We start from the raw sequence: 23,746 nt of genomic DNA on the forward strand, positions 1-23,746 counted from the left end.
CGGGAGGAATAAAATGTCAATAACAACAAAAACTGGAGACAAGGGAGAAACATCATTATGGAGTGGAGAACGCATTTCAAAAGATTCTATTAGAGTAGAAGCGTATGGAACTATAGATGAATTAAATTCATTTATTTCTGAAGCTTCTCATTATTTAAAATCTTCGGAATCAAAAAAAATATTAAAAGAAGTACAAAACGATCTTTTTAAAGTTGCAGGACAGTTAGCTTCAAAAAGTAGAAATTATATACACCCTGTTAGCGAAGAAGATGTTCAAAGAATTACAAAATACATAGAAAACTTTGAAAAAAGAATAAATCTAAAAGGATTCGTAATCCCAGGAAAAACTTTACAATCTTCAAAGTTGGATGTATGCAGAGCTATTACAAGAAGAGCAGAGAGAAGAATAATAACTTTGGATAAAAATGAAAAAGTATCAGAGCAGTTGAAAAAATATATGAACAGACTTTCTGATTTGTTATTCATATTGGCTCGTCTAGAAGAGTATCTTGTAGATTCCATTGAATATAAAAAGTGGTAAGAGGTATAAGATGTTTTGCATCAAAATTGAATTAAAAATAAAATTATTTGGTATAAATTCATTAAAAGAGAAAAGATCAATCGTCAAGAGTTTACTTAACGATCTTAGAAAAAAATACAATGTTTCAGCTTTGGAAGGGAATTATAATGATTCCAAAAATCATTTAGGTATATTTATTTCTTCCTTAAGCCAAAGTCAAGACTACTTACTGAATCTGATGGATAACATAGAAAATGAAATAGAAAATTTTCAAGGATTAGAAGTTGAAGAAGATGATTATATAATATTTTAGATTAATTATAGATACTCGGGAGGTTCGAATTATAAATTATTTTAAAATAATTGAAGAACTTAAAAATTATCTAAATGTAACTATTAAATCAAAAAAAAGATTAGAACATATATACAGCGTAGTAGAATTTTCAAAAACGCTTGCAAATATTCATTCATTATCAAAAGAAAAAATGACTATAGCCGCATTGAGCCATGATTTATTTAGAGATGTAAAAACAGATAAATTGATTAAAATTTCTCATATTTATGGAATAACACTCGATCAGTTTGATAAAATAAAACCTATACTTTTGCACGGTAAGATTGGTGCTGAATTCTTAAGAAGAAAATATAAAATTGATGATGAGATATATCAAGCAGTTTATTATCATACGAGTGGATACGAACATATGAAAAAAATTGGAAAAGCGTTGGTAATATCTGACTCAGCAGCAGATGGAAGGGATTATGATGGTTTAGAAGAACTAAGAAAAATTTCTTTTTCATCACTAGATGAAGGCTATAAATTAGTAATAAAAAACAAGATTAATTACGCCTTATTAAAAAACAGATTTATATTGGAACAAACGGTAAAAACATGGAACAAAATGTGTAGAGTAGAGTAAAATTAATTTCCTCCTAAACCATAAGCATTTTCTCTATTATCCAAAACATATATTCTATTGCTAGAGGGAAGATATGCTAATGGATCAGATGTTTTATTATTGTTTCTAACTTCAAAATGAAGATGTGGTCCCGTACTTAAACCTGAATTGCCTACTCTTGCAATTAACTCGCCTTTTTCTACATACTGGCCTGGGTAAACGTTGATTTGTGAAAGATGTCCATAAACATAACTGATATTGTTGGATTTTATTTCTACCATCAAACCATATCCACCATTTTCACCTACAAACTGTACGATTCCAGAAGAAGCAGCAAAAATAGGTGTTCCTACATTAGCTGCCAAATCTATCCCATTATGCAAAGAATACTCGTGAGTTATTGGATGAATTCTCCAACCGTATAATGAAGAAATAGAACCATAAACTGGCCATATTATATTTGCTTCATTATTAAAACCCTTGCCTACAATATTTTTTGGAATAAAAAGCTTTTGACCTACATAAATTGTTGTAGAATCTAGATTATTAGCTCTAACTATGTCGGGTACACTTGTGAAAAACATTTTCGCTATATAAGTTAAATTATCACCTTTTTTTACTTCATATAAGTAACCATCTGGCTGCGGGATATGTATTTTGTTTCCAATTTTCAAACTTTGAGGGTTCAAATCAGTATTCCAGTCAAGGATAGTGGTAATTGATACATTGTATTTCTGAGAAATACTATAAAGAGTGTCGCCGTTTTGAACTAGGTGCTCAATCATTGAATAATTAGAAAACGAAACAATAGAAATCATCAAAATCATAAAGAAGGTAAATCTTCTTTTATTTTTCTTCAAGAGCATATCCCCCTTATCAAGGCAAAATAATAAAACAAAACCAAACTTAATTATATCATAATATAATCAAGTATTAGTAAAATTAAAATTAATATTTAAAGAATTATTAATTTTTTAGGCCTTCTATAATAGTATCATAATGTAAATCAATAGAATTTAAAAGTTTGTTTAAATCTTTTTCTTTTAGAGCTTTTAAGATATTTTCGTGATTTTCTAGAGTTTTTCTATTGTAAGTGTTTGTGAAAAGATAATCTTTTTTCATAATTCTCCATACCTTCTGATGAATAAAACTTGTAAGGTTATTTAAAAAGTGTTCAATTATTGAATTCTTAGAATATCTCGCATATAGATTGTGAAACTTATAATCTTCCTCCAAAACCCCTTCCAAATCTTTGTTTTGTATCGCTGTATTAAATCTTGTGCATATTTCTTCCATTTCAGTTATTAATTTCTGATCTAAATATTTAAATACCAAATAAGCTATAGATCTTTCCAATATTTTTCGACTCTCTATTAAATCTTCGACTTCGTAGTCAGGAAAAGTTAGATCTATAGAACTATTATAATTATTCTTTATATAATTTCCACTTCCCTGAACACTTTCTACTACATTAATAGCTTTTAAATAGCTAATAACTTCTCTAATTACGATTCTAGATACCCCGTATTTTTTAGAAAGAATTCTTTCAGAAGGAAGTTTATCTCCTATTTTTAATTTAGAGTTTGATATTTGATTTAATATATCTTCGATAACTTCCTTACTTTTTCCATTATTTCCTGTGCTTTCAATCATACTATTTTTCTCCTTTTAAATCAATTCTCTTTTTAAATCAGATATCTCTTTTTCCAAAGACTTATCAATAGGTTTGTTTTCTCTTTTAGCTTCTAAATATTCTACAAGTTTAGCATGTTTTTTAGAATTCAAAGGATATTTGATAGCGGCTATTATTCCTAAAATTAGTAATATTATTGGAACGAAAGCAATGATAAATCTTAAAGAAAACAAAAAAGAATCAGGTTGAACTTGCTCAATTCCATTTATAGGATTAACAAAACCAGCAACTCCCAAAGAAAAAGTTACTCCCGCTACAGCTAAACCTGAGGCAACCTTTCTAATGAAAGTCATTAACCCGCTCAAAGCTCCTTCTTCTCTCTTACCAAACTTTAACTCAGCAACATCAGTTACATCTCCAAAAATAGTATGAGGCATTACTGCAACAGCTGAAACTCCAGCTCCTATAATTGCAGCCATAATAACAACTTGGAAGGTAGAAACTTCGGGTGAAAAGGTAAAAAGAATCATTCCAGCAACACACCAAACAATTGCACCCACTATATAGGAAATGTTTTTAGATAGTCTTTTGGCAAGGAAAGCATAAAAAGGAATAAAAATTATTTCTGCAATAAAAAGAGCTCCCAAAGCAATAGGAAGAAGTCCTTCATTTCCAATATAATATTTTGTATAATACGCAAATATGGTAGACACAACATCTATTGATAAATAAGCGAATAAATACATTGCGATCAATAGTCTAAATGTTCGAATTTTAAAAGGTTCAAAAAACATATTTAAAAAATTAAAATGAACTTTTTCGCTTGAAAAATATCTTCTTTCACTTGTGAACATAAAAACTCCAATCCATGGTATGGAAAATAGCAATCCAAAAACTGTAGCCATAGCAATATACCCAACTCTGATATCAGAGAATGAGTTTACAATCAACATAGGAATAACTGCACATGCTAAACCAGAAGCTAAAGAAAAGGCTAATCTATATGAATTTAGTGATGTTCTTTCGTTATAATCCAAGGTTAATTCTGCACCTAAAGCGGTATAAGGTGTCATTACCATTGTAAAAACAGTTGTAAAAGCTAAATACGCAAAAAGAGCATATAAGAATCTTCCTAATTGGTTAGGAAAAGTAACAGGATACCAAAGTGTGAAAAAAGCTATAAAAATTAAAAAAGTCCCTACTAAAAAGTAAGGTCTTCTCCTACCAAATCTTGTTCTTGTATTATCGGTAATAAATCCCATCATTGGATCTGTAACTGCATCCCATATTCGACCTATCAGTAAAATTGGAGCAATATATTGCATCTTTAAGCCAACTACATCCGTGAGAAATATCGCATAAAAAAAATTAATAATGTTAAATGCTCCACCACCAAAAATATCCCCGGAACCATAAAATAATTTAGATCTTAGCGATAGTTTTTCGTTTCCCATTTATATCTCCTCCGAGTATTTAATTTATAATATTTTAACATAAATTATTATTTTCATCCTTTTATTCCTCCACTTATACCTCCTATCAAAAATCTTTGGAAAGCAAGAGTAATAACAAATATTGGAATCAGCATAAATGTTCCAGCTGCAGCTAACTGTCCCCACTGTGGCGCATATTGACCCATAAAACCATTTATAACTACTGGGGCAGTTTTTGCTTGAGAACTTGTTAAAACTAAAGCATACAAAAATTCATTCCAAGACATGATGAATGCAAAAACAGCAGCAACTACTAACCCCGGTCTAACTAAGGGTAAAAAAATTCTCCAAAAGACCATCTTTCTATTGCAACCATCAACTAAAGCGGCCTCTTCATATTCCAAAGGTACGCTTGAAAAAAACGGCAAAAGAACCCATATAATATAAGGAATATTGAAACTCATATGTGCAAAAATTAAAGCGATTAAAGTATCTGTCAATCCTAAAGATCTAAACATCATAAACAAAGGAATAGATAGAGAAATTTGGGGAATCATTCTTGAAATAAGAAAAGAGTATGATAAAGCCTTACTATATCTGAATTTGAAACGTGCTATTGCGTATGAAGCCATGGATCCTACTATCAATGAAAAAGACGTGGATAATATACTGACTATGAGACTATTTCGAATACCCAAGAGGACATCATTTCTCTGAAAAATCTTCTTATAACTATCTAATGTAGGCTTAAAACTAAAAGGATTTGCGGACCAAATGTCAATATCTCTTTTAAAACTATTCATTATTATAATTGCAATTGGAAAGAGTTCAATTATTAAGATAATTATCGATAATATTATCAGGAAATTCTTTTTGAAATTTCTTTTCTTCATTTTTTTCAACTCCCATCAATACTCCATATTTCTTCTAACTAAGAAGTTTGCAATGATTAAACTTATTATAATTAAAACAACTCCCATCGCCGAAGCATAACCAATGTTAAAATATCGAAAAGCTTGTTTGTGAATATACAGAGATAATAAGGTTGTAGAATTACCTGGGCCTCCCCCAGTCATTACAAAAACTTCTGAAAATATACGTAAGGCATCAATAAGTCTTAACAATAAAGCGGTTGTAATAGTTGGCCTCAATAAAGGAATGATAATTTTGATAACTTTATCCCAAAATCTTGCTCCATCTAAATTAGCCGCTTCTATTAAAGAATTGGGAATATTAATTAATCCAGAATATATAAACATAAACATGAAAGGCCACATTCTCCAAATATCCTGAATAATAACAGCAGCATACGCGGTTCCAGGATTAGCTAACAAAGCAGTTTCAGGAAAACCTAAAGTCGTTAAAAGAAAGCTTATAGCTCCGTATCCCGGTTGAAGCATCAATCTCCAGGTTAAACCTGATAAAACCGGTAAGACAAAAATTGGCAGCAACAAAAGGGAACGTATTAACCCTACTCCCTTGAATTCTCGATTTAAAAGTATGGCAACGAAGAAACCAATAATTAATTCTATAGGTATTGCAATGAAAATAAATCCCATCTGCAAAAATAAAGAATTCCAAAATTCAGCATCTTGGAATATGCTAACATAATTAGAAATTCCTATAAATCCTCTAGAAGCTTCATCAACTAGAGGCCAGTTAAAAAAAGATATCCCTATAGCGTAGAGTATTGGATAAACTAAAACTACACCGACTAATATCAAAGCAGGTAATATAAAATAAAGGACAGGGGATTTCCCCCCTATCCTTTTTCTGCCCTTAGTAGCCATATTTTGCGAGCACCCCATTAACTTCTCTTATCATATTATCTACAGCTGTTTCTGGAGTAACCCTTCCTGTTACACCAGCTAACCAATTAACTTTTATTACATCAGAAACTTCTGCATAATGTTCGAATCTTGGCCTTGAAACTGAATAATTCATTGATTCAAAAATTCCAAGAAAATAAGGTTTCTCAGAAACGAATTCTGGAGCCAATAAAAGATCTCTTCTTGCAGGGGTCATTCCAGCTTTTACTAACTCTTTTCCGGCTTCATAGGAAGACCACCAGTAAGCGAATTCAGCTGCAGCTTCTTTGTTTTTTGAAGCATTCGGTATTCCCAACATCCATGTCCCTCTTATTGGAGCTCTTCTTGATGTTCCAGCTGGTGGTGCGCTATAATGAATTCTTCCATAAACGAGTGATTGATCTGGATCTTCATGATCCGGTACAATCGCTGGCCATTGGAACATCGAAAAAACTTTACCTTGATTAAAAGCTGCTATCCTTTCTGAATGACCCATATCTTGCCAACCAGGAGGGGCGAATTCACACAGTGCTTTATACATGTTCATGGCTTCAACAGCTTTTTCTTTATCTAAAACTACTTCAAAATCATTTTCTCCCACTGGTTTTAATACACTTGTTCCGTAGGATTCAAACATTAAAATTGCTTCGCATGTGGCTCCTTCTGTATTCTTTGTAAAAGGAGCAAATCCATAAATACCTTTTGTGGACAAAAATTCACTGATATCTAGCAATTGTTCAAAAGTCTGTGGAACATTCAATTCATAACCGTAAGATTGTTTGAATTCTTCCTTGTACTTGTAGTTTGTTACAATATCATTTCGAGTCATCCATACATATACATTTCCGTTTATAGGTAATCCTCGGTATTCGCCATTCCAATAAGATCCTTCGGCAACACCTGAAATTAAATCATTTTCTAAATCAACTTTTTTATAAACTTTTCCTTGAGGCCATTGAGAATATGGTGTAAAGAGATTTCCAAATTGTGGTACAAACGGTTCGTCTACCGATACAAGATCATAGTCTGTTCTGTTACTTGACACAGAAACAGCTGTTTTTTCAAGAATCGACCCACTAGGAAGTCTTTCAAAAATTACTTTTATACCCGTTTCTTGTTCAAATTCTTTAATCATAGAATCTACAGCAACAGTTAAAGCATCATCCCAAACAAGAACCCTTATCGTGGTTCCCTTGTAGGGTTGACCAAACAGAAAATTACTAACAATCAAAGATACTAATATTAGAAAAATAGTTCCTTTTTTCACCTTTACCCCTCCTCTAGGACATATTTTTGTGGTTTGAGTTAAAACCACAAAACAATTTTACTACTGGTAATATCATTTTGCAAGTTCGAAAAAAAGTCGTCTCATTTAATTACAAATTATTAGTAGAAAATATCAGTATTTAGAAAGGAAAATCTTAGTTTTTCTATTTAATCCTACTTTTGACAAAAAAATAAAAAAGGGTATAATGGTAATACCAATGGTGTTGAAAATTTTAATTAAAAAGGGGGCAATTAAATTTATGAAACTTTTTTTAGACAGTGCGAAATTAGATGAAATAAAATACGCTATTGAAAAATGGGGCATTGAAGGAGTCACCAGTAATCCAAAGCACATTAAAAACTCAGGAAGATCTATGGAATATTTTATGGACGAAGTAAAAAAGATAGTAGAATCAACAGAAATTACAGTAAGTGTTGAGGTAAATCCCCATCTAATTAAAGCAGAAGATATGGCAGAAGAAGCAAAAAAAAATTGCTGCTATTTCTAAAAATTTCGTAATTAAGATACCAGCAACAGAAGAAGGGTTATATGCTGTAAAATTATTAAAAAATACGGAGGTTAAAGTTAATGTTACTCTCGTTTTCAATGCTTTTCAAGCTTTACAAGCCGCTCGAATGGGAGCTTATTATATTAGCCCGTTTGTAGGATGGCGAGAAGAAAGAGGAGAAACTAATATAAACTACATAGCAGATATAGTAAACGCTGTTCATAATTATAACTTCAAATCACAAGTATTGGTAGCTGCTGTAAGAAATGCCAAACAAATTACAGAAGCTATAAACGCTAAAGCTGACATTATTACCGCTGGATTTGAGGTATATAAAACAGCCTTTCAAACTCCATATACTTCAATGGGGTTAGAAATATTTTCTCAAGCATGGGACTCAATAAAAAAGTAGGAGGTATTAAAATGGCAGAATACAAATTTCTAGTACATAAAGAAGGAGATAGTGTTGGAGTTGCAAGTGATGATTTAAAGCCGGGAGAAAAAATAAAAGGAAGAGTTTTGGAAGGAAACAAGGAATATGAAATAACAGTATTAGATGAAATAGTATTGGGTCACAAAATTTCCTTGAAAGATATTGAAAAAGATGAAGAAATAATCGAATACGGAGAAAAAACAGGAATAGCTACAAAAACAATTAAAATAGGAGAAGAAGTACACGTACATAATATTAAAAGTAGAAGATGGGGAGGTAGCAAATAATGAAGGATAAAATTTTAGCATATAAAAGAGAAAATGGAAAAGTTGGTGTGAGAAATCATGTTCTAATTATTCCCGTAGATGATATTTCTAATTCCGCAGCTTTAGCAGTGGAAAACATAATTCAAGGTACTTTAGCAATTCCACACCATTACGGCAGACTTCAATTTGGGAAAGATTTAGATCTATTTTTTAAAACCATGATTGGTACCGGAAGTAATCCTAATGTTGCTGCTGCAATAGTAGTAGGAATAGAACCAAACTGGACAAACAAAATAGCGGAAGGGATTGCTCAAACAGGTAAACCTGTAGAGGCTTTTTATATTGAGAAAAATGGCGAACTAAAAACCATTGAAAAGATGTCAAGATCTGCATTAAAATTGGTTCAATACGCAACTAGTCTAAAAAAAGAATGGGTTGATTTTTCTGAAATAACAATTAGTTTAAAATGCGGAGAATCGGATACAACATCAGGCTTAGCTTCAAATAGAGTTGTGGGAAGATTTGTAGAAAACTTTTTACAGAATAATGGCACTATATTATTTGGTGAAACAACCGAATTAACTGGTGCCGAACACATTATAGCTGAGAGATTTAAAAAGAAAGAAGATAAAGAAAAATTCATGAGAATTTTCAATGAATATCAAGAGTTAATAGAATCTCAAGAAGTAGATTTGCTTGGATCTCAGCCAACTCAAGGAAATATTGAAGGTGGATTAAGCACAATTGAAGAAAAGGCTTTAGGAAACATACAAAAAATAGGGAAAGCACAAATAGATAGTGCTTTAGACTACGGTGAAGTCCCTGTTGGAAAAGGATTACATTTTATGAATACTTCTTCTGCAGCCGCTGAAGCTGTAACATTGTTTGCTGCTGCTGGTGCTGTTATTCACTTATTTCCTACAGGTCAAGGTAATATTATTGGAAATCCTGTTATTCCAGTTTTAAAAATTACCGCGAATCCTAAAACTGCGAAGAACATGGCTGAACACATAGACTTAGATGTTTCAGGGTTACTAAAATTAGAAGGATCTCTAAACGATCATGCGGATAATTTATGGGGAAAAATAATTGAAACTGCTGATGGGAAATTCGTAATGGCAGAAATGCTTAAACATCGAGAGTTTGTTCTCACAAAATTATATCCAAGTGCGTGATTTTATGAATGAAGTTAGTATCCCATTTGGGAAAAAAGAACTTAAATTCGATATTCCAAATAATAAATACGAAATTATTGATGTAGAAGATAAGAGAAAAAAAGAATTAAAAGGCAATGAAATGAAAGAAATTATTATTAAATTCATACAAAATTTGCCATTAAAAGGTAAAAAGAATATCTCAATAGCTATTCCTGATATTACAAGGCCAAAAATACCTCAGGGGGTTCTGCAAGTTATTCTTGAAAATCTGGTAAAATCTTTTCAAGGATATATATATATTTTTATAGGTACCGGATTACATAGTTTTACCCAATCAGATATATATGAAATGATTCCTAGGCAGTTTATAAATCACGAGAAAATAAGAATAAAATTTCATGATGCTAATTCAGATGATAATATTTATATTGGAGATACAGAAAAAGGGACTCCAATTTATGTAGAAAAAGAATATTATTATAGTGATTTAAAATTATCTATAGGAGTTGTGGAACCTCATCAATTTGCTGGATTTTCTGGTGGATCTAAAGGTGTTGTGATTGGTTTAGGAGGAGAAAAAACCATTTCAAGAAATCATGCATTGATAATGGATCCTCGATCAAGAATTGGAATAATTAAAGGGAATCCACTAAGAGAGGATATTGAAGAAGCCGGCCAAATGATTAATATTAACTATTTAATAAATTTTGTGATGAATTTAGATAATAAGCCGATGAATATTATTTGTGGTGAAAATCCTGAAAGTTTTAGAAAAACTGTTAATTACATAAAAGAATTAACAGGTTATAAAGTAGGAAAAAAGTATGATTTAGTTATAACCTCTCCAGGGGGCTTTCCTCGTGACATTGATCTTTATCAAGCACAAAAAGCTATAACTCCTGCTTTATCTATCTGCAAGGATGGTGGAATTATATTATTAATTTCGGAATGCCCCCGTGGTTCAGGAGAGAGAGAGTATCTAGAACTAATAAAACAAGTCAAAACTCCTGAAAAACTTGTTAAAAACTTTGATTTAGAAAATTTTAAAGTGGGACCACACAAATCACTATTATTTGCAAAAGCTGCTTTAAATCACCAATTATATTTATACACAAACAATAAAAGTATGAATAATGAATTATCTGGTACTTTTATAAATCCTATTAAAGATATTACAGAGTTTCTAAAAGAGAATGCCTATGACAAAACCATAGCTATCTTGCCAAGAGCTATACAAGTCTTGCCTGTTTTAGATTGAAAAAGGAGGAAAGAATAAAATGGAAATGATTGTTGGTGGAAAAAGAGTAAAAAAGGAGAAAACATTAAAGGTTTGCAATCCATACAACGGAGAAATAGTTGATGAAGTTCCACAAGGCGAATTTCCTGATGTGGATAAAGCAATTAGCTTAGCTGATGAAGGAAGAAAGATAATGAAAGAATTACCTATATATAAAAGATCTGATATTTTATACAATACAGGGGTTTTATTAGAAAAAAATGAAAAAAGTTTAACAGAGATACTTGTCAAAGAGGTCGGTAAAACAAAGAAAGAAGCTAAAGGTGAAGTTTTGAGAACTGCAAAATTGTTTAAATATGCTTCTGAAGAGGCAAAAAGAGTGCACGGAGAGACTCTTCCTTTTTCTTCTTTGGAAGGTTCAGAAAATAAAATAGGTTATTATACTTTAGAACCAATAGGAATAGTAGGGGCTATCACACCTTTTAATGTTCCATTATCGCTAGCTGCTCATAAAGTTGCTCCTGCGATTGCGGCAGGGAATGCTGTTGTTATTAAACCCGCCACTCAAACACCTTTGAATACAATAATATTAGGAGAATTGTTGTTAGAAGCTGGTATGCCTGAAAAGGCTATTAGTGTTTTAACAGGCAGAGGTAGTATTGTAGGAAACGCATTAGTAAAAGATCCTAGAATAAGATTCTTAAGTTTTACAGGTAGTGTGGAAACAGGTGAAAACATATCAAGAAATGCGGGAATGAAAAAGTTAGGTTTGGAATTAGGTTCTAATTCAGCTTTAATAGTTGCAGATTCAGCAAATATTGACAAAGCTGTTAAATCAACAGTAAGTGGAGGATTTTCTTTGGCTGGGCAAGTTTGTATATCTGTTCAAAGAGTTTTTGTACATGAAAAAGTTTATGATGAGTTTGTCTCAAAATTGATTCAAAAAGTCAAAGAAATAAATATTGGGGATCCAATGGATGATAGAACAACAATGGGCCCTGTAATTGATGAGCAAAATGCAATTAGGATTGTAGAATGGTTTAAAGAGGCTGAGTCAAAAGGGGCTGAAATTCTTACCGGAGGAAGTAGAAATTATACCTTGGTTGAGCCAACAATATTAACGAATGTTCCTTTGGAATCTAATTTAATGAAAAACGAGCTTTTTGGACCAGGTATTGCTATTAGAAAAATAAAGAATATTGAAGAAGCTATCATACTAACAAACAATAGTGTTTATGGTTTACAAGCGGGTATTTTTACTCAAAATGTGAATGAAGCATTCAAAGTAGCAAAAAGCATAGAAGCTGGTGGGATTATGATAAATGAAGGGCCACGTTACAGAGCTGATTTTATGCCTTATGGAGGCTATAAAAAGAGTGGATTAGGTAGAGAAGGAATAAGGTTTGCAATGGAAGAAATGTCAGAAATGAAAGTAGTATGCTTTGATATAGAGGAGTGAGTTAGATTGAAAGAAAAAATCAATATTGGATTGTTGGCTTTTGTTAGAAGTACTTATGATGTTAAAAAAGGAAATGAAATATATCAAGACTCAATTTCATTTATCAAAAGAAACATTGAAGATATTAATTTGTATGGTTTAGAAAAATCAGTAGAATTTCCTGAAGAGCTAGATAAAGAGATAAATAATCTTAAAAATAAAAAGTTAGATGGAATAATAATAATGAGTGCGACATTTCATTTGGGACAATTAGCTATAAAAGTGGCTAAGAATCTGAATGTTCCTTTATTAATTTGGGCTCTTCCAGAACCTCCATACAATGGAGGAAGAGTAAGATTAAATTCCTTGGTAGGGGCGCATTTAGACTGTTCTAATTTGTATAAGGCTGGTTTTGATAAATTTGAATTCATATACGGCGAAATTGAAGACGAAAAATTTATTTTTGAATTAAATAATTGGCTGGATTCTTTAAGGATTATAAAAAAATGGAATAATACCAAAATAGGTTACATTGGCAATCATGCACATGGTTTCTACAACATCGACGTTTATGAACCTGAAATAATTAATCAGTTTGGTTCAGATATAGAATATATACCTCTAAATACTGTATTTACAAAAAAAGCTAAAGTTGAAGAAATTAAAGAAGAAGAAGCAAATATAAAAAAATTATACAAATACAGTGAAAGTATGACAGATGACAGATTAGAAAAAGTAGCTAATCTATCTCTAACTTTCAAAGATTTACAAGAATCAAATCATTATGAAGCAATGGCAGTAAGATGTTGGCCAGAATTTGCCGGCAACTATGGAATATCACCATGTGCTTCGATGTCATATTTTATGCCAGGACATGTTCCTATTGCCTGTGAAGGAGATATTGAAGGAGCACTGGGAATGATAGCCTATAAATCTATTGGTTGTAATGAAATTTTTTTAGCAGATGTCAGTCAAATATTTGAAAAAGAAAGTGCTTTATTATTTTGGCATTGTGGTGTTGCACCATACAACCTATGGGATAATAAATCTGAAAAAACACTTGATACTTATTTTGCAGGTGGAAAAGGAGTTACTGTAGGTTTTGTTTTAAAACCAGGTCCCGTTACTATCTCAAGGATTGATTATGCAAAAGGAAAATTTCGATTGTTAGTGGCAAAAGGAGAAGCAATACCAATGGATAAAGAGCTTAAAGGAACCTTTGTAAAAGTTAAGATCCCTGAAGCAAAAGAATTTCTAGAAAAGATTGTATCAAAAGGGATTTCTCACCATGTTGTATTAGGATATGGTGACTACTCACAAAGTTTGAAAAAAGTGGCTAGATTAAAGAAGTGGGAAATAATAGAATGATAACAATATAAAGTGGTGAAAAAATTATGCAAATAATAAAATCAGGAAATGATTTTAAACTTTTTATTAAAAACCATGAAATTTTAAATTCCACGCAGATTCATTATGGTAAAGGCAAACATAAATTCAAAGAAAACCATGGCCACTTCAAGATTAAAGAAAAAGTAAAAGTAATAAAAAAAGAAAATATTGATTTACAAACAAAATTAGTATCTAAAAATATTTCAGAAATTCTTATTGATATACCCCAACAATATAATAGAATAAATATCACTTTTTCGGGTTTGGAATCAGAGAAAATTTATGGAGGAGGGGAGCAATATACTCATCTAAATTTAAAAGGGAAAAAGTTTCCTCTTTGGGTCCAAGAGCAAGGAGTAGGTAGAGGGCATGACCTTATATCCTTTGCTACAAAATTTAAAGGGATTAGTGGAAGTTGGTATACTACCTATTTCCCATCTCCTATATTTCTCTCGACTTTTGGATACGCTTTAATATTTGAAACTTATTCCCCAATGATTGTAAACTTAAAAGGTAAGGATTTAAAATACGAAATATGGGATAACACTTTAAAAATAATTATTATCGAAGGAGAAAACCTCACCGATCTTGCAAAAGAAATAAGAGATTATTTTGATATTAAGCATCATCTTCCTGAATGGATTCATGGAACAATAATTGCCTCACAGGGTGGAATAGAAAGTTTAGATAGAAAAATGAAAAAACTGAAAGAGAACGATGTCCCCGTATCTGCTTTTTGGTGTCAAGATTGGTCTGGAACTATTAATACATCCTTTGGTAAACAAGTTTATTGGAATTGGGAATACGATGATAAATCTTACAAAGCCTTACCTGAGGAAATAAAAAGATTAAACAACGAGGGTATTAAATTTCTCTCGTATATTAACCCATTTTTAATTGAAGGCAGTAGATTATATAATATAGCAAAAGAAAACAACTATTTTGTTAGAAATAGTTCTAATGAAGTATATAAAATATACGTTACTAGTTTTCCAGCAGGTCTGATAGATCTCACGAATAAAAATGCTTACGAATGGTATAAAGAAATTATAAAGAACAATATTATAAACATTGGAACAACTGGATGGATGGCAGACTTTGGCGAATATCTCCCAGTAGATGCTGTCTTGTCATCAGGTGAAAATGTAGTTAATTACCATAATAGATATCCCGTAGATTGGGCGAAATTAAATTATGAGGCAATAAAAGAAAGTCATAAAAAAGATTTAACATTCTTTATGCGTTCCGGTTATTTTAACTCAGTTTCATACTGCCCAATTTATTGGGCAGGAGATCAAAACGTTAATTGGAGTAAGAGTGACGGGCTTTCGTCTGTTGTTCCAGCTGCTTTAAGTGTAGGGCTTTCAGGCGTTGATTTTTTTCATTGGGATGCGGGAGGTTATACTTCTTTAATGTGGATGAAAAGAACACCAGAATTATTCATGAGATGGATAGAATTAAGTTCTTTTTCTCTTATTATGAGAACCCACGAAGGCAATAGGCCTTATAAAAATGTTCAGTTTGATTCAGATGAAAAAATTTTTAAACATTTTATACGGATGTCGAGAGTACATTATTCTTTAAAAAATTACCTAAAAAAAGAAATAACAAAAAGTTTAAACCAAAAATTACCTGTTATTAAACATCTTTGTTTAAATTATCCAGAGGATAAAGAAAGTTTAAACCAAAAATATGAATATTTACTAGGGGATGATATTTTAGTAGCTCCTATTTTAGAAAAAGGCAAGAAAGAAAAGAAAGTTTATCTACCTCCAGATAAATGGATCCATCTCTGGACAAACAGAAGATTTTTGGGGGGTGAATATATTAAAGTAAAAGCTGACTTAGGATTCCCACCAATTTTTATAAAACAAGATTCTCCATTTTTAGAAGAAATATTTTCTGAAATAGAATCTATAAACAAGAAATTAAAATAAACTAACATTTTTTTAATTTTTAAGATATTTGATAATTTTCGTTGTTAAATCCAATTATTTGTTTCTAAACCACTCTGATTACTTTTAGCGGTATTTGACTAACCTATCGACAAATGATAAAATCTACGATAGGCTAGAGAATATAAAGAGAAAAGCCTGATAATATTAAGATAATAATCTTAATATTATTGGGTTTTTTTATTTTAAATAATTCTTAATCTTTTTTAATATATTTCTTATGAAAATTATGTATTCTATAATAGATTTACTTGAAAGATGAGCATAACTATTTTAAGGAGGTGTTTTGGAATGAAGCGTTTTTTGGTATTGGGGATTATTTTTGTTTTATTTGCAGGAGCGATTTTTTCAGTTACTACGATAGAATTTTGGCATGCTATGAGTGGCAGTAGGATTCCCATTATAGAAGGTATGGTTGCAGATTTTGAAAAAGCGAATCCTGATATTAAGGTGAATGTTCAGTATACCGGAAGCTATCCTGAAACTTTGAACAAGCTTTCTGCAGCAGTTCAATCTGGGAACGCTCCTCATATTGTTCAGATATATGAGATTGGAACAAGGCTTATGATAGACAGCGGAATAATAGTTCCCGCACAAGATTTACTAGATCAGGACAAAACATATGATCCCGGTGTATTATTAGAGCCTATTTTAAATTATTACAAAGTCGACGGCAAACTTTATTCAATGCCTTTTAACTCATCTACAGCTTTACTATATTACAACAAAACACTTTTTGAAGAAGCTGGATTAGATCCAGACAGACCTCCACGAACTTATGAAGAAGTTTTGGAGTATAGTAGGGTTCTGACCAAAAAAGATGCCAAAGGCAACACAATACAATACGGTTTAACATGGCCAACTCATTCTTGGATAATTGAACAACTAATAGCAGCAGCTGATGCTCCTTTTGTTAACAACAATAATGGAAGAAGCGGTAGAGCTACAGAAGCTGTATTTAATCATGAAGAAGGACTGGCAATATTTAAACTATTTGATCAATTAAATAAAGAAGGTTTGATCCTTAACACCACTAGAGAAGATTGGGGAGCAGCAAGACAAAACTTTATACCTGGAAAAGCAGCGATGCTTTTAACTTCTACTTCTGATGTAGCGATGTTTGAAGAGGGGCTAGCAAGTAATGGATACGAACTAGGTACTGCCTTCCTTCCTGTTCCAAATGAATCTGTAAGTGGAGGTCCAGTAATTGGAGGAGCAAGTTTATGGTTAATAGCAGGACATCCTGATGCAGAAACAAAGGCGGCATGGGAATTTTTGAAGTTCGTGAACAGAGAAGATCAACAAATAAATTGGCATAAAGGAACAGGATATTTCCCTGTAAGAAAAGACGCAATTCAAACACTACACTATCAGGGATTCTATGCAGAAAATCCTAACTACTTTACTTCGATTTTACAATTACTGTTAGCAAAAAGAGATTATAACACAGCAGGAGCAATAATCGGTGTTTTTCCTGAAGCTAGAGATGTCATAGAAACAGCATATGAAAGAATGGCAGATGGTCAAATGACTCCTGAAGCAGCTTTAGCATGGGCTGAAAAGGAAGTTACCAAATTAATAGAAAATTATAACCGATTCTATTGATAGATACTTGCCAATAATATTTTCTAATCTATAAAATTTTGTAAATTATCCGAGGGAGAGGAAAATCTCTTCCTTGGATTTTTTAGGAGGAATTAGCTATGAAATGGGGTAAATATACTCCTTATCTTTTACTTATACCTACTTTTTTGGTGATAGGAATCTTTATTTATTGGCCTGCGATTAACTCTTTTTCTTTAAGTATGTATAAAGTAGCTCCTTTTGGCGGAAGAAGGATATTTGTTGGAATACAAAATTATATAGATCTTTTTAAAAGCGATGTTTATTGGAACGCTATTACTGTTACTTTAATATATCTTGTTGTAACCGTTTTTAGTGTCGTTGTACTTGGATATTTGATAGCTCAGTTATTAGATAACAAAGTAGCAGGAATCAAAGTATATAGGACTCTTATATTTGTTCCTTATGCTATATCTTTTGCCATAGGAGGAGCACTATGGGTCTTTATGCTTAATCCAGTGGCAGGGCATATCAACTATTTTTTATCTCAAATTACTGGAAAAAGCATTAATTGGTTAAATCAAGCTCCTTTTGCTTTAATATCAGTGTCCGTTGCGAGTATATGGAAAATGCTTCCTTTCTCCATTATTTTTTATCTTGCGGGGCTCCAATCTATTTCTGAATCTATTATTGATAGTTCAATAATAGACGGAGCCAATTCATGGCAAAGAATGTGGAGAATAAAATTTCCGATACTCTCTCCGATTACTTTTTATCTTATTATTATGAATATAACGCACTCCATGTTCCAATCCTTTGGTATCATTGATATAATGACCAGAGGAGGACCTGTTGGTACTACAACAACTTTAATATACAGATTATATTTAGATGCATTTTATTTTCAAAAGACTGGGGAAGCAGCGGCACAAAGCGTAGTTCTATTTATAATAATGTCTTTTATAACATTTTTCTACTTCAGATTTGGAGAAAAAAAGGTACATTATCAATAAAGGAGCGTACGAAATATGAAAATATCAACCAGACAGAAAACCAATTATTTTTTAATTGAAGTGGGATTAATACTAGTTTCTTTATTTATGTTTTTGCCTTTTATTCTTGCAATATCTATGAGTTTTATGAGTCCTACAGAGGTGTTTTCATATCCTCCAAAATTTTTTCCATCCAGTATAAACTTTAAAAATTATAGTGAAGCATTAAAACTTATACCTCTTGGTAGAATGTTATTGAACTCTATGATAGTTGCAGTTTTTACTACTATAGGTAAATTAGTTACTGGAACATTAGCTGCTTTTGCTTTTTCATCTTTCAGATTTAAAGGGAAAAACATATTGTTTTCTACGCTTTTTATTACTTTGTTTTTACCCGCAGAAACCGTTATGATATTACCTCTTTTCATGATTATGTCAAAATTGGGGTGGGTTAATACATATTGGGCTCTTATTATACCTTTCACTGCTTCTGCTACTAATACTTTTTTGTTTAGACAACATTTTATGTCTATTCCGACTACTTTAGAAGATGCAGCAAAGATTGATGGAGCTACTCCTATGCAATATTTTAGGAAAATATTGATTCCATTATCAGGCCCAATGATAGCAGGTGCTTCCATAATTAACTTTGTATATGCTTGGAATATGTATCTTTGGCCTTTAATAGTTACTATGGATGATAAGATGAAAACAGCGCAAATAGGGGTTAAGATGTTAATTTCTGCCGAATCCACAAACAACTGGGGTGTTATCATGGCAGGAACCTTATTAGTTGCAATTCCAACGTTGATTATATTCTTTTTACTTCAGGATCTTTTTGTTAAAAGTTTGGTTGGTAGTGGATTAAAAGAATGATTTTATAAGTTAATAAAACCATAGAAATTGACTAACGAAATAATTAGTGTTAAAATTAAAAACAGTGTTTTTCGAGAAAGATTTACCAAAAAGCCTATTATTGCCGAAAATGGTAAAATAGGCTTTCTTTTTTCAATAGATATATTTAAATTAAACGGAGGAAATTTTCTGATATGAATTTTCTTTTTCTTGTCCCAGCTGTTTTGTTAGGGTGGTCTTTGGGGTCTAACAACTCCTCTAATATTTTTGGTCCTCCAGTATCTTCTGGTTTAGTTTCATACAAAAAAGCAATAATCGTTTCTTCTGTATTTGTAATAGTTGGATCTATCTTAGGAGGAAGAAATGGGTTAAACACCTTAAGTAATTTAGCGGAATTAGATATTTTTTTTCTTTCGCTCTCTTTACTTTGTGCTTTTTTAACAATGACAATAATGAGTTTTTTTGGATTGCCAGCATCAGCAACTCAAGCGGTTGTAGGAGCGCTGGTGAGTGTAAGTTTATTAAAAGGCAGTTTTGACACAAAAATATTGATAGATATATTTATTTCTTGGATATTTACACCTATAGGGGCGTTGGTTTTTTCATTAATTCTATACAAGATATTTGCATTAATATTTAGAAAATTCTTGGGAGTAGCGACTCAGGATAGATTTATTAAGGTACTAACATGGGTTGTAATAGGTTATAGTTCTTACTCACTTGGAGCAAATAACGTTGCTAATGTAACAGGTGTTTTTACGAATATTTTTCTTACACCTATACTTTTATTGCTAATAGGCGGATTATCAATAGCTTTTGGGATATTAACAACCAACAAGAAAGTATTAAACACTGTAGGAAAAGGGATAATCGAATTAGATCATTTTTCTTCTGTAATAAGTATTTTGGGAGCATCAATGACACTTTGGGTATATTCATTGATAGGAATTCCAGTAAGTGCTGCACAAGCTATAATAGGATCTATTATAGGAGTTGGGTTAGCAACAGGGACAAGAACTTTTGATACAAAAGTAATATTGAAGGTAATATTTGGTTGGGTAGGAACCCCTTTGGCTTCTGGAATTATTTCACTTCTCGTTGTTTATATTTTAGAATGATATAAATAATTTCTTTAACGATTAACTATTTCTGTTGTAAATAGTAAGATAAAAGCTAATAATAAAAGGAAGGCAGGAAATAATGAAATGCTAATAAGATCAGCAATTAATCCAAACAAAGGTGGTGTAAAGGTAGAACCAATATAAGCAAAAGCCATTTGAACCCCCATCATTGACTGCGAAAGTTCCTTACCAAATATTCTAGGAGTTTGGTGAAGCATGCTTGGATAAATAGGGGCACATCCGAGGCCAATAAGAGATAAACCAATAGGAATTTTCCAAACAGGTAAAGGAAGAATAATTAATATTATTCCACCAAAGATAATGCTTAATCCAATTTTAATTAATTGTTTATTAGATAGTTGGATGGACATAAAACCCGAGAAAAAACGACCTATAGTAATTCCAAGATAGTAAATTGATGTCCAAAAAGCTGCGACCTCTGATGAAATTCCATAATTATTTACCGAATAACTGCTTGCCCAAAGACCAGCTGTTAATTCTAAAGAACAGTAAGAGAAAAAAGCTAGTAATGCCATTTTGGACCTAGGAATTTTTAAAATTTGAGTCAAAGAAAGTGCTTTAATATCTTCACTATTTTTCCCTTTGTTTTGTCTTCTCTTTTTTTCTATTGGGGAATTATTCCAGAGAGGTAAAGATATTATTAAAGCAACAACCAAAACACTTTGGATGATACCTATTGTTATATAACCCATGTTCCAGTTATTATTTCTTGCAAGCCAAAAAGACATAATTACAGGTCCAGTTGTTGCTCCAACTCCCCAAAAACTATGAAGCCAATTCATGTGTTTTGCTTCATAATGCAAAGCAACAAAGTTGTTAAGAGCTGCATCGACGGATCCTGCTCCTAATCCAAGAGGGATTGCAAGAAATAGTAAAGGGAAAAAAGTATGAGATAATCCGAAACCAATTAAGGCAATAGCTGTCATAGCTACACTCACTAAAGTAACTCTTCCAGTTCCAAATCTTTTTATAAACCTTGCACTTAAAAAACTTGATACTACAGTTCCTAATGAAATTATCATCGAAATTATCCCTGCATATGAAACGGAAACAGAAAATTCTTGGTACATAACAGGCCACGCAGAACCCAGAAGAGCATCAGGTAAACCAAGACTTATAAAAGATATGTAAATGATTATTAGTAAAGCTAACATGTATTCCTCCTGAGTAGTTATAAACTGAATTCTTGTAACGGTTTCACTGATTGGTAAATACTAGGGGCCTTTTCTGATTATATCATTTAATATGAGGTTGAAAATAAAAAAATTATAACTTTTTGTTTGATTCTAATTCTTCTTCTGTGAAGGGAATTAGAGCGCTAAATCAAAACCGACATCCCTCTAAATTAAATAAATAAATAATAAACACAAAAACAAAAGAGGCATTACTGCCTCTTTTGTTAAATAACCTTTTCTTCCATTATATATTTATCTATTCCTTGTGCTGCTCGATGCCCGTCAGCAACTCCATGTATGATATCTGGCCCATTTACAATATCTCCACCTGCAAACAGCCAAGGTACCCCTTCAACTTGTCCGTATTCATTTGTTTTTACTTTTCCTCTTTCTATCGTCATTTTATTTTGTATATCTTCTGGTAGATAAGAATAATCTGGAGCTTGTCCTACGGTCATAACAACCATGTCACCTTCAACCATCATTGTTTTTGATTCGTCATATTTGGGATTAAATCTTCCATTTTCATCAAATACTTCAACACATTTTTTGAATAGTACTCCTTTTAATTTTCCATCTTCAACTATTACTTTTACTGGTCCCCAGCCAGGATGAAAGTTTACTCCCTCTTCTTTACCTTCTACAATTTCATCTTCGTCTGCAGGCATTTCATCAAAGGTTCTTTCTAAACTTAATACATGAACTTCTGATTCACCATTTTCTAAGTTTTGAAGTCTAAGCATTGATCTTGCAACATCCATTGCTACGTTCCCTCCACCAATAACCACTAATGATTTAGGAATGTATGGCTTTGGTCCTTCTCCTCTTACGTAGTTTTTCATATCTTCTAAAATAGTCAAGGAATCATAAACTTTTTCGTGGTCTGCCCCCTCAATTGGAAGTTTTCTTCCTTTGTTGAAACCTGTTGATGCGAATATTACATCAAATTTTTCCCTTAATTCTTCTAATGTAATATCTTTACCAACTTTTGTGTTTGTTATTATTTTTACTCCCAATGATTTTATATAATTCACATCTTGTTCGAATGCATTATCTGGTAATCTATATGAAGGTCCTCCATAATTTAGTACTCCTCCAGGTCTGTTTTTTTCTTCGTATATGGTTATTTCATATCCCATCAAAGATAAAAAGTATGCCGCAGAAAGCCCGGCAGGTCCTGCTCCTATTATAGCAACTTTGGCATTTGCCTTTTTTATAATTTCCTGATTTAATATTTCACTGTACTTTTCTTGAGGAACATTGTCAACTATATATCTTTTCAACCATCTTATAGCAACGGGTTCCCCTCTATGACCTATAGAACATACAGTTTCACATTTGTGTGTACACATCCTTCCACAAACTGCTGGTAATGGATTGGTTTTGTAAAGATCTTTTAAACCTGTTTCAAGATCGTTTGTATATATATCTCTTATATAATCTGCTATATTCATATGTGCAGGGCATGTTTTTTCGCATATACTACAATCTACACATCGAGAGGCTTCTTTTATCGCCTGTTCTTTTGAGAAGCCTTTAACCATTTCAATAAAAGATGTTTTTCTAACTTCTGGTGGATCAATTTCCATTTCTTCTCTTTCTAAACCAAGTAGATCTGAATTTTCATCTCTAATATAACCAAGTGGTTCTTTCTTCAAATGAATTCCTTCATCTGTTGGTATAAAAAAGAAGGAATTTGGATCTTTTGATATGTGTAAATATTCCTTTGTCATTTGTAATGAACCGGTCGTACATATATCCACACATAACCCGCAAAAACTACATCTTCCATAATCTATTGAAGGTCTTTGAGGTTTAGAACCTTCAACATCTGGAAGTTCTGTAAATTCTATCATTGTAATGGCATCAGTGGGACATATTTTTGAGCAAGTTCCACATCCTATACATTTTTCCCAATCATTTACGTGAAATCCTCTATACCTATCAGATGCTTCTCGAGGAGTGGTTAATATGTCATCCATGGGAATAGTTACAGGTTTTCTTGTTAAATACTTCCATGCTTTTGCAGGAGCAAAGAAACTTTTATCAGGTGTTTTCATTTTCATTGTTCACCTC

24 protein-coding genes are annotated in these 23,746 nt (G+C 32.0%); 16 read left to right on the top strand and 8 right to left on the bottom strand.

What is annotated here, in order from left to right:
• Positions 1–13: 13 nt before the first annotated feature.
• From PW5551_RS04805 to yqeK, 3 genes are all read left to right on the top strand, one after another.
• Positions 14–541 carry a cob(I)yrinic acid a,c-diamide adenosyltransferase gene (locus PW5551_RS04805; RefSeq protein WP_113074659.1) on the top strand — a complete coding sequence of 176 codons (528 nt, stop codon included), beginning with the start codon at positions 14–16 and terminating at the stop codon, positions 539–541.
• A gap of 10 nt (positions 542–551) precedes the next feature.
• Complete coding sequence (locus PW5551_RS04810) at positions 552–833, top strand: DUF503 domain-containing protein (protein ID WP_113074660.1); 282 nt, start codon at positions 552–554, stop codon at positions 831–833.
• Between the two features lie 82 nt (positions 834–915).
• Complete coding sequence (yqeK, locus tag PW5551_RS04815; protein ID WP_255420121.1) at positions 916–1,440, top strand: bis(5'-nucleosyl)-tetraphosphatase (symmetrical) YqeK; 525 nt, start codon at positions 916–918, stop codon at positions 1,438–1,440.
• A 2-nt stretch (positions 1,441–1,442) separates the two neighbouring features.
• Here yqeK and PW5551_RS04820 read toward each other — a convergent pair whose 3' ends face one another.
• The 6 genes from PW5551_RS04820 to PW5551_RS04845 all read right to left on the bottom strand — a co-directional run bounded on the left by PW5551_RS04820 (position 1,443) and on the right by PW5551_RS04845 (position 7,560).
• Positions 1,443–2,246: a peptidoglycan DD-metalloendopeptidase family protein gene (locus PW5551_RS04820; RefSeq protein ID WP_199562210.1), complete on the bottom strand. Its 804-nt coding sequence runs from the start codon at positions 2,244–2,246 to the stop codon at positions 1,443–1,445.
• Positions 2,247–2,385: 139 nt separating this feature from the next.
• Positions 2,386–3,072: a FadR/GntR family transcriptional regulator gene (locus tag PW5551_RS04825; RefSeq protein WP_113074663.1), complete on the bottom strand. Its 687-nt coding sequence runs from the start codon at positions 3,070–3,072 to the stop codon at positions 2,386–2,388.
• Between the two features lie 15 nt (positions 3,073–3,087).
• Positions 3,088–4,506, bottom strand: coding sequence for an MFS transporter (locus PW5551_RS04830; protein ID WP_113074664.1), 1,419 nt, complete (start codon positions 4,504–4,506; stop codon positions 3,088–3,090).
• 53 nt (positions 4,507–4,559) lie between these two features.
• The gene (locus PW5551_RS04835; RefSeq protein ID WP_113074665.1) at positions 4,560–5,378 is read right to left on the bottom strand and encodes a carbohydrate ABC transporter permease; all 819 of its coding nucleotides are present in this window, start codon (positions 5,376–5,378) and stop codon (positions 4,560–4,562) included.
• Positions 5,379–5,393: 15 nt separating this feature from the next.
• Complete coding sequence (locus tag PW5551_RS04840; RefSeq protein ID WP_199562204.1) at positions 5,394–6,275, bottom strand: carbohydrate ABC transporter permease; 882 nt, start codon at positions 6,273–6,275, stop codon at positions 5,394–5,396.
• Positions 6,265–7,560 (bottom strand): extracellular solute-binding protein, encoded by a 1,296-nt coding sequence (locus PW5551_RS04845; RefSeq protein WP_113074667.1) that lies wholly within the window; start codon positions 7,558–7,560, stop codon positions 6,265–6,267. The genes PW5551_RS04840 and PW5551_RS04845 overlap by 11 nt, the downstream gene beginning before the upstream one ends.
• Before the next feature lie 259 nt (positions 7,561–7,819).
• Here PW5551_RS04845 and PW5551_RS10670 point away from each other — a divergent pair, with 259 nt between their 5' ends.
• From PW5551_RS10670 to PW5551_RS04900, 13 genes are all read left to right on the top strand, one after another.
• Positions 7,820–8,068: a transaldolase family protein gene (locus PW5551_RS10670; protein ID WP_199562206.1), complete on the top strand. Its 249-nt coding sequence runs from the start codon at positions 7,820–7,822 to the stop codon at positions 8,066–8,068.
• A gap of 16 nt (positions 8,069–8,084) precedes the next feature.
• Positions 8,085–8,480 carry a transaldolase family protein gene (locus tag PW5551_RS10675; protein ID WP_255420122.1) on the top strand — a complete coding sequence of 132 codons (396 nt, stop codon included), beginning with the start codon at positions 8,085–8,087 and terminating at the stop codon, positions 8,478–8,480.
• An 11-nt stretch (positions 8,481–8,491) separates the two neighbouring features.
• Entirely contained in the window at positions 8,492–8,788 is a 297-nt protein-coding gene (locus PW5551_RS04855) for a UxaA family hydrolase (RefSeq protein ID WP_113074668.1), read from the top strand.
• On the top strand, positions 8,788–9,942 hold the full coding sequence (locus PW5551_RS04860) for a UxaA family hydrolase (RefSeq protein ID WP_113074669.1): 1,155 nt from the start codon (positions 8,788–8,790) through the stop codon (positions 9,940–9,942). The genes PW5551_RS04855 and PW5551_RS04860 overlap by 1 nt, the downstream gene beginning before the upstream one ends.
• 4 nt (positions 9,943–9,946) lie before the next feature.
• A complete protein-coding gene (gene larA, locus PW5551_RS04865) occupies positions 9,947–11,182 on the top strand; it encodes a nickel-dependent lactate racemase (protein ID WP_113074670.1) in 1,236 nt (411 codons plus the stop codon).
• Positions 11,183–11,201: 19 nt separating this feature from the next.
• Entirely contained in the window at positions 11,202–12,620 is a 1,419-nt protein-coding gene (locus PW5551_RS04870) for an aldehyde dehydrogenase family protein (protein WP_113074671.1), read from the top strand.
• A gap of 6 nt (positions 12,621–12,626) precedes the next feature.
• Positions 12,627–13,967 carry an L-fucose/L-arabinose isomerase family protein gene (locus tag PW5551_RS04875; protein WP_113074672.1) on the top strand — a complete coding sequence of 447 codons (1,341 nt, stop codon included), beginning with the start codon at positions 12,627–12,629 and terminating at the stop codon, positions 13,965–13,967.
• 26 nt (positions 13,968–13,993) lie between these two features.
• On the top strand, positions 13,994–15,925 hold the full coding sequence (locus PW5551_RS04880) for an alpha-glucosidase (protein WP_113074673.1): 1,932 nt from the start codon (positions 13,994–13,996) through the stop codon (positions 15,923–15,925).
• A gap of 309 nt (positions 15,926–16,234) precedes the next feature.
• Positions 16,235–17,548 carry an ABC transporter substrate-binding protein gene (locus tag PW5551_RS04885; protein ID WP_113074674.1) on the top strand — a complete coding sequence of 438 codons (1,314 nt, stop codon included), beginning with the start codon at positions 16,235–16,237 and terminating at the stop codon, positions 17,546–17,548.
• A 98-nt stretch (positions 17,549–17,646) separates the two neighbouring features.
• Complete coding sequence (locus tag PW5551_RS04890; protein ID WP_113074675.1) at positions 17,647–18,519, top strand: carbohydrate ABC transporter permease; 873 nt, start codon at positions 17,647–17,649, stop codon at positions 18,517–18,519.
• Positions 18,520–18,534: 15 nt separating this feature from the next.
• The gene (locus PW5551_RS04895; protein WP_113074676.1) at positions 18,535–19,374 is read left to right on the top strand and encodes a carbohydrate ABC transporter permease; all 840 of its coding nucleotides are present in this window, start codon (positions 18,535–18,537) and stop codon (positions 19,372–19,374) included.
• A gap of 27 nt (positions 19,375–19,401) precedes the next feature.
• Complete coding sequence (locus PW5551_RS10475; RefSeq protein ID WP_233488438.1) at positions 19,402–19,551, top strand: hypothetical protein; 150 nt, start codon at positions 19,402–19,404, stop codon at positions 19,549–19,551.
• Entirely contained in the window at positions 19,548–20,471 is a 924-nt protein-coding gene (locus tag PW5551_RS04900; RefSeq protein ID WP_113074677.1) for an inorganic phosphate transporter, read from the top strand. The genes PW5551_RS10475 and PW5551_RS04900 overlap by 4 nt, the downstream gene beginning before the upstream one ends.
• Positions 20,472–20,485: 14 nt before the next feature.
• Here PW5551_RS04900 and PW5551_RS04905 read toward each other — a convergent pair whose 3' ends face one another.
• Entirely contained in the window at positions 20,486–21,649 is a 1,164-nt protein-coding gene (locus tag PW5551_RS04905; RefSeq protein ID WP_113074678.1) for a sugar MFS transporter, read from the bottom strand.
• A 245-nt stretch (positions 21,650–21,894) separates the two neighbouring features.
• Entirely contained in the window at positions 21,895–23,730 is a 1,836-nt protein-coding gene (locus tag PW5551_RS04910; protein WP_113074696.1) for an FAD-dependent oxidoreductase, read from the bottom strand.
• Positions 23,731–23,746: the final 16 nt, after the last annotated feature.

The sequence above is a fragment of the Petrotoga sp. 9PW.55.5.1 genome (assembly GCF_003265365.1).
Taxonomy (GTDB): Bacteria; Thermotogota; Thermotogae; order Petrotogales; family Petrotogaceae; genus Petrotoga.